8 protein-coding genes are annotated in these 6,695 nt (G+C 56.4%); 2 read left to right on the forward strand and 6 right to left on the reverse strand.

Annotated elements, in window-relative coordinates:
- Positions 1-145: 145 nt before the first annotated feature.
- Positions 146-487 carry a hypothetical protein gene (locus ROO76_23240; protein MDT8071083.1) on the reverse strand — a complete coding sequence of 114 codons (342 nt, stop codon included), beginning with the start codon at positions 485-487 and terminating at the stop codon, positions 146-148.
- An 11-nt stretch (positions 488-498) separates the two neighbouring features.
- Entirely contained in the window at positions 499-3,144 is a 2,646-nt protein-coding gene (locus tag ROO76_23245; GenBank protein ID MDT8071084.1) for a protein kinase, read from the reverse strand.
- Between the two features lie 368 nt (positions 3,145-3,512).
- Here ROO76_23245 and ROO76_23250 point away from each other — a divergent pair, with 368 nt between their 5' ends.
- Both ROO76_23250 and ROO76_23255 read left to right on the forward strand, forming a co-directional pair.
- Positions 3,513-4,352, forward strand: coding sequence for an RHS repeat-associated core domain-containing protein (locus ROO76_23250; protein MDT8071085.1), 840 nt, complete (start codon positions 3,513-3,515; stop codon positions 4,350-4,352).
- Complete coding sequence (locus ROO76_23255) at positions 4,352-4,654, forward strand: hypothetical protein (GenBank protein MDT8071086.1); 303 nt, start codon at positions 4,352-4,354, stop codon at positions 4,652-4,654. Before ROO76_23250 ends, ROO76_23255 begins: the two co-directional genes overlap by 1 nt.
- Positions 4,655-4,799: 145 nt before the next feature.
- On the opposite strand, the gene ROO76_23260 is transcribed toward ROO76_23255, so the two are convergent.
- The 4 genes from ROO76_23260 to ROO76_23275 form a co-directional block, all read right to left on the reverse strand.
- Positions 4,800-5,228 carry a tyrosine-type recombinase/integrase gene (locus ROO76_23260; GenBank protein MDT8071087.1) on the reverse strand — a complete coding sequence of 143 codons (429 nt, stop codon included), beginning with the start codon at positions 5,226-5,228 and terminating at the stop codon, positions 4,800-4,802.
- Positions 5,135-5,731, reverse strand: a complete 597-nt coding sequence (locus tag ROO76_23265; GenBank protein ID MDT8071088.1) for a phage integrase N-terminal SAM-like domain-containing protein — start codon at positions 5,729-5,731, stop codon at positions 5,135-5,137. Before ROO76_23265 ends, ROO76_23260 begins: the two co-directional genes overlap by 94 nt.
- A gap of 160 nt (positions 5,732-5,891) precedes the next feature.
- Positions 5,892-6,134 carry an Imm32 family immunity protein gene (locus tag ROO76_23270; protein ID MDT8071089.1) on the reverse strand — a complete coding sequence of 81 codons (243 nt, stop codon included), beginning with the start codon at positions 6,132-6,134 and terminating at the stop codon, positions 5,892-5,894.
- Between the two features lie 5 nt (positions 6,135-6,139).
- Complete coding sequence (locus tag ROO76_23275; GenBank protein ID MDT8071090.1) at positions 6,140-6,658, reverse strand: polymorphic toxin type 37 domain-containing protein; 519 nt, start codon at positions 6,656-6,658, stop codon at positions 6,140-6,142.
- Between the last annotated feature and the right edge of the window lie 37 nt (positions 6,659-6,695).

The following is a 6,695-nucleotide window of genomic DNA, read 5'->3' on the forward strand; positions in this document are numbered from 1 at the left end:
GGAGAGTACGTAAAAGCGAGCGCCCCGAGAGGTCTAAAGGCCCTGTTTTCAGTTCGTTGCAGGTGATCAAAGTGGACAAGAGGCGCCCGGGTGCCCACATCTGTCGCAGTCAGCAGATGTGGGCATCAGCGCCGGGACACGTGCGCTATTTCCCGGACCCGATGATGATCACATTCGAGCCGGTGTTGTCGGTGGGACGCGTCGGTTGTCCCGACAAGGTCAGGATATTGTAGTGACATCTGCCATCCCCGTTCGTGTTGTTCGGGTCGGGGTAATAGATGAGTGAACCATTGGCCGGCAGCATCGGGCAGACATCGATGCGGTGGTTGTTGCCCTGCGTAAATAGCTCGACAAGATAGTCCTCGTTGTCTTCGTTCTCGAAGATGATCTCCTCGCCCTCGCTGACGGTGACTGAGTTACTGGTGGGTGCGCCGTTCTGAATCGTGATGGTTGTGCTGTTGGAGTCAGTGATTGGTTTTGTCGCCATGGTGTTACCTCCTATTTATTAGTTCCGGCGCTTCCACCAGGGGCGTGGAAGTTGGGATCGGCGAGCACGGGTTGCATATCGGGAAGGGTCTTGAAGTAATCCAGTGTGTTGCCCTTATTGAGACTTTTGACTGTGTATTCGATGGCGCGCTTGCGGTTTCCCAGCGCCTCATAGGCATTCGCGGCGTCGGCGAGAACGCGGGGATCATTGGGTTGCAACGCCAGGGCGGTTGCGAGTTCTCGCATCGCCAGTTCGCTGTTTTTGGCCGTGGCGTACAAGTCCGCGAGATCGCCGTGCGCGGTGGCGTCCTGTGGATGCTTGCGAACGTAATCCTCCAGCAGCGCGATGGTTTTGATGGTAGCCGAGCGAACATTGGCGTCATCGTGCAGCCACTGATACGCGATGACGAGGTTCTCCCAGACCATGTAGTCCTGGTCGTTCAACGCGAGTGCCTTCCGCGTCATCTCGGCGCACTCCGCGTAGCGTTTCTCATCCATGTACATCCGGCCCAGGTTGGCGTAAGCAGCGTACGACGGCGAGATCTCGATGGAGCGCTTCAGAGCCTTCTCGGCCTCGGCCTCGGATGCAGGATCGCCGAGCATGAGGTACATCCCAGCCAGGTTGCTGTAGGCGGTAGCGTTGTCCGGCGTGAGTTCAAGAACCTTCTTGAATTGGGTGATCGCATCCTTGTAGCGGTGCTGGCGGTAATAGAAGAAGCCCAGGCTGTTGTAGCCGTCCCAGTAGTCCGGGCGAATCGCGATTGCGCGCTTGAAGTTGGCCTCGGCATCGGCGATGCGCCCCATGCGCTCGTACGCCAGGGCCATCCCCATGATGGCGTCGGCGCCCCGAGGATCGATCGAGAACGCCTTCTGAAATTCCTGCAGTGCCAGATCGTCCTTCCCCAATGACGAATGCAACCGCGCAAGCGACACGAATGGTGACGCGAGGTGATCGTTCAGTTGAACCGCGTGGTTCAGATTTGCGATTGCCTGCTCCACCCACTTCGGGTTTGGGTCAACCTGGTTCTTAAGACGGTAGGCTTCGCCGAGCGAAGCGAAACCGAGCGCAAACCGCGGGTCTGTTTTCACCGAGTCATTCAGATCTGAAATCGCCTGGTCCAGGTTCCCGGCTTTGTCGTAGCGCTGCATGTAGCCGACGGCCTTCAGGTAAAGCTCGTAGGCCGCTGGAGACGCGTGCCCTCCCGTGGCGCGAAGCATCTCCGCCGTAATGTTGATGTTCATCAGCCGGGCGAGTCTCGCGACGGCTTCGTCTTGAAGTGTGCTGAGATCACCGGTGCGATCTTCCAGGGAAGCCGAGCCAATCTCACGAAGATCGCGGGCATCGATGAGATCGACTGTGAGACGCGTATCCTGGCCGTTGCGCTGAATGCTTCCCTTGATGACGAGGTTCACGCCGAGTTGTTTTGCGGCTGCCGCGGGATCCGTAACCTTGCGCGCGCGAACCACGCTGGCAGGCACAACCCAGAGCGTCTGGTTTCCCGCATTGATATTCGACAGTTCGCCAGTGAGCGTATCCATAAGACCCGCCGCCAGCGCGTCGTCTTTGGGGTCGCCGCCAATGTTGTCGAATGGCAGTACGGCGATATGGTTCTCGGAAACGGTCGTGGATTTCCAGCCGATTCGGTTGCGAATTGACGGCACCAGCAGCAAGGCAGCAATGACTGCGACGGCCGCGATCGCAACATAGATTGCGGTACGGGATCGCCTTGGCGCTTCGGTCGACCACCGCGGTGAGGAAGCACGGTCGGCGTATTGTTTCAAGTCCCGCTGGCTGATCGCGGTCTTGCGGCTGGAGACTTGAGCAGATGAGCCGGCCACGCCGGCTTCCGCCTGCGCCGCCTCCAACTCGGAGAGCATTTGCTTCGCCGTCGGATATCGATGTGCCACCTGCTTCGCCAGAGCCTTGTATGCAATCGCCGAGAGCGCCGGCGGAAGCTGATCGAGACCCGCAGGCGGCTGATTCACGATCGCAAAGGTCATTGCTCCCGTGTTGTCGCGCGCAAACGGGTGCTGCTTTGCCAGAGCTTCAGCCAGGATAATCCCCAGCGCCCAGACATCGCACGCGGGAGTTACCGCTTCCCCAAGAATTTGTTCCGGCGCCATGTAAGGCAAAGTGCCGGATGTGTTGAAGCTCTGCGTCATGCTGGCGCTGGCAATGACGCGCGCAAGGCCGAAGTCGACGATCTTGACCAGGCCCTCCTGCGTGACAATCACGTTCGAGGGCTTAATGTCGCGGTGAATAATGTTGCGGGCGTGCGCGGCGGCAAGCCCGCGAGCTACCTGGATAAGAACATCGAGCACCTCGCGAATGGGCTGCCCACGCGCCAGGAAGTGCGACAGCGTTTCGCCCTGGTAGTAAGCCATGACGATGAACACCCGGCCATCCTGTTCTTCGATCCCGTAGATTGCACCAATGTTTGGATGGTCGAGCGCCGAGGCGGCTCGCGCTTCCTGCAGAAGCCGCTGCTTGTCTGCCTCGTTCAGCGCCACTTCTTCGGGTAGGAATTTAAGCGCAACCATGCGCTGAAGCTTGAGATCGACGGCCTTGTAGACCACTCCCATGCCGCCGGCGCCCAACTTCTCTTCTATCCGGTAATGTCCCAGCGTTTGTCCAGCTGACGAAGTGGATTCCGCCATGGGGCGAGAATCTTATAGCGCTGGCGAAACACAAGTCAATGCGGCTGGTGGACCAGGTATCTCATAACCTTTTGTGCCCCACGTTCGCGTCCCGCGGTCGGACGCTAACGTGGGTTAGGCTGGTGACCACATCTGCCAGTTTATGAACGTGACGGTACCCCACATCTGCTTCTGTTGGCAGATGTGGGTCTTTCCGACACTCGGCTCATTTCTCCGGCCGGGTGCCCGGTCCTTTCCCTTCGGAAAGGGCCGGATTCCGAACGTCCGCGACCACTCCCCGCTCTTCGCCTGATATCGAACCTCTTCGAACTGCGCCCCAAAAAGAAATCTGTGATCTCGACAGCTGATTCGATACCATTTCTGTTCCCATGCTCGCGTCAGCCCAGTCACGTTCTTCCGGCAAAGAACGCGATTCCGAAACCGGGCTGGACTACTTCGGGGCTAGATACTATGGCTCGAATATGGGCAGGTGGATGAGTCCGGACTGGAGCGACGCACCAGAACCGGTACCGTATGCTGACCTGACCGACCCGCAGACGCTCAACCTATATCACTATGTTCGCAACAATCCATTGTCTGGTGCAGACCAGACTGGTCACGACTGCCCACCAGATTGCGGCTGGGTTTGGGAAGGCATAAAACAAACAGCTTCCGACGCCATCGTAGGTGGTGGACAGGGACTAGCAAACATTGGAATTACGACCTATGACATCGGTGCTGATTTGTTGAACACGCAGACGAACGGAGCCTCTAATCTGCCAATAATCCAGCCGTATATCCCGATGACGCCGGGGGAGGACACTGCTCAACACGGGGCAAACATCGTCGCTACCCTCGCGACTTTGTCTACAGCCGTGAAAGGGACTTCGTCAGTAGAGGCGGGGGGAGAGGCTGTGTCCGCGGGCAGTGCTAGCAAAGCAACCCAACTAAAATTGAATCAAGCCGCTGGAAATGCATACAGGGATGAAGTAGCGGACTCACTTAAAGCGGCTGGACGAGACGTTCAAAAAGAGGTCGTGAAGCAGACACCGTTTGGAAATCGGCGAGTTGATATTGAAGCGTCCCATAACGGCAAGACGCTTGGCGGCATCGAAACTAAGACCGGGAATTCTCCATACAAGCCGAGCCAGCGCGCGAAAGATACATATTTGAAGCAGAAGGGGTATCCAGTCAACGTTGTGCGTAAGCCAAAGCCGAAGGAGCAGTGATGAGTTGTGAGGAGACGGAACTTATTGGCACATGGAAGTCCGACGCGAGTGACAGGGCCGGACACAGCACGTATGGCGATGTGACCCTGAAATTTGGTTCGGACGGCACGTTGCTGTATATCATTCACGAGTCAGACAAGGACCAAATCATGCGGCTAACCTACCGCGTGGAGCCCGGATACATTATCACTGACCAACCAAGTCTGCCCCGCCCAGAGAGGACGGAATATGAACTGAACGAGAATGGAGTTCTAACTCTGTCGTTTGGTGGTCGCAAGTCTAGGTATCTGAAGGTTGGGTGAGCAAAGCGGCGGTCGGGTTTGTGCTTACGATTTGACCGTTACGACTATGACGAACTCGAACGGATTTTTAGACAGCGTAGCGTTCAGAGTGCCTACAAGTTCACTGGCAAAATACGGCCTGCTGAGCGAATCAGCGGGCCGTTTCTTATGCGGCGGGATGCGTCTTGGCATGGATGCGCTGTAAGGTTGGAATGGCCACCTGTGTATAGACCTGCGTGGTCTTGATGTCAGCATGCCCGAGAATCTGCTGAATTACTCGGATGTCAGCTCCGTTCTCGTGCATTAGTGTCGCCATTGTGTGCCGGAACAGATGGCACGCTCCGCTCTTGCCCAGCTTTGCGTTGGTAATGTGCTTGCGCACGATCCATGTCAACTGATCGCGGCTGATCTGTCGGCCTTGAGCTGACAGGAACACGGTATGCTCATCTTCGCGCCGAATGAGTTTTGGACGGGACTCGCGCAGGTATCTCCGCAACCATCTTACGGCACGTCTGCCGATCGGAACGTAACGGTCTCTTCGACCCTTACCTTCATGTACGAAGATGAGCCGCGGGTGAGATGCAAGTCGGCCAATCGTAGCCGTATCAGTTCCAACCTGCGAATCCCGGTCGAATATAGCAGTTCGAGAATGGCACGATCACGCAGCCCGACGACTCCCTTTGTGCATGGCTGGCGCATGATGCGCTCGACCTCCGCAGCGGAAAGTATGTTGCGCGGCAGGTGCCGTCCCAGCCGGGGCAGTTGTAACTTTTCGGCTGGATTGTGCGTGATATAACCGGCCTTGTGCATCCAGGCGAACCAGACGCGCAGCGGCACCAAACGTGTGTGCTGCGAGACGATGCTCAAGGGGTGGTCTGACTTCGCAATGTCCGACTGGTACAGCTCAAGTGTGGCGAGGTTGATCTGGGCAACCGAGGTAATGCCTTGTTTCACACACCACCGAAGGAACAGCCGAATATGAACTAATCGATTGCGTACGGTGTAAGGGGAGTATCCGCGTGCGTGAAGAACTGAGACATGTTCTTGCAGGAGTTCTTGCAGGGAACGAGTGGGACGAGACCAAAAGAAATGAGCCATGCTGCACCTCCTGGGAAGTGCGATGGCTCAATCTCTCAAGCACGTGTCAGTTCTTTGCCGGTAGAATTGGCTGGTTCTGATACGTGGTTCTCGGATGTACGCTGTCAACCTAAGTCGCACTCATAAGCGTCGCCCAAAACACGCATCGTAGACATAGGTTTTAGCTTACAGCGCCGGGGCTATTTTCTGCTTTAGGTGCCAGTGCAATCCGCAAGTGATGGATCAGGATGTTTTCCGGCCCCTGCTTCTCTTCCGTCAGTTCATCACCAGCCCAAGAGGGAGTCATCAAGTGTTGATGGCCCCCGTGCTGCTTTAGGAGCTGCAGCTTACGTATCAACAAGTCGAGTCCCGGCTCATCGCAGTTGATCTCCACCACATCGTTCCCGTATTCGACAGTAAGCATATTCCTCACAGTGGGTACTTCTTCTTGTCAAGGTCTCCCTTGTATGTCTTTGACCGGTTTACATCGACATGCGACTTTTCTCCGAATCGGTTATTTTCGTCGATGTGGTACGAACGGCCAGTCTTTGGATTGACGTATCCGCCTTTACCGGCGGCAGGATCAGGTCCCCTCGGGTCCATACCCTTACCTTTCATCATTGAATCAACCTCACTGGCACTCTTGCCCTTGAAAGGATTGCCCAACCCCTTTCCAGTTGCCGCGCCAGTCTCTCCAGCTTCGGTGCCGCCAGCTTTTCCAGCAGCCCCTGCTTCCGAAGCACTAGACCCGGTCAACCCCTTCACAGCCGAAACAACAACCGTTGCAAGCTGCGTTAGCGATCCGGAGACAGCCTGAGTCGTATTGTCGTAGGACGCGTTGGGGACGTGAGCATGGAAAACGAAATCGTATCCAATAGGGACTAGACATTCACGGATTGTTTTCAGGAAGGGACTGTACCCTGATAGGCTCCGATATCGGCCATCCATAATCTATCCCGGCACACTGAACACAAATACCTTGCAT

The sequence above is a fragment of the Terriglobia bacterium genome (assembly GCA_032252755.1).
GTDB lineage: Bacteria > Acidobacteriota > Terriglobia > Terriglobales > Acidobacteriaceae > JAVUPY01.

Excerpts from the sequence above, each read along its gene's own strand:
- ROO76_23240 (MDT8071083.1), bottom strand. The coding sequence starts at position 487 with ATGGCGACAAAACCAATCACTGACTCCAACAGCACAACCATCACGATT.
- ROO76_23245 (MDT8071084.1), bottom strand. The coding sequence starts at position 3,144 with ATGGCGGAATCCACTTCGTCAGCTGGACAAACGCTGGGACATTACCGG.
- ROO76_23250 (MDT8071085.1), top strand. The coding sequence starts at position 3,513 with ATGCTCGCGTCAGCCCAGTCACGTTCTTCCGGCAAAGAACGCGATTCC.
- ROO76_23255 (MDT8071086.1), top strand. The coding sequence starts at position 4,352 with ATGAGTTGTGAGGAGACGGAACTTATTGGCACATGGAAGTCCGACGCG.
- ROO76_23265 (MDT8071088.1), bottom strand. The coding sequence starts at position 5,731 with ATGGCTCATTTCTTTTGGTCTCGTCCCACTCGTTCCCTGCAAGAACTC.
- ROO76_23270 (MDT8071089.1), bottom strand. The coding sequence starts at position 6,134 with ATGCTTACTGTCGAATACGGGAACGATGTGGTGGAGATCAACTGCGAT.
- ROO76_23275 (MDT8071090.1), bottom strand. The coding sequence starts at position 6,658 with ATGGATGGCCGATATCGGAGCCTATCAGGGTACAGTCCCTTCCTGAAA.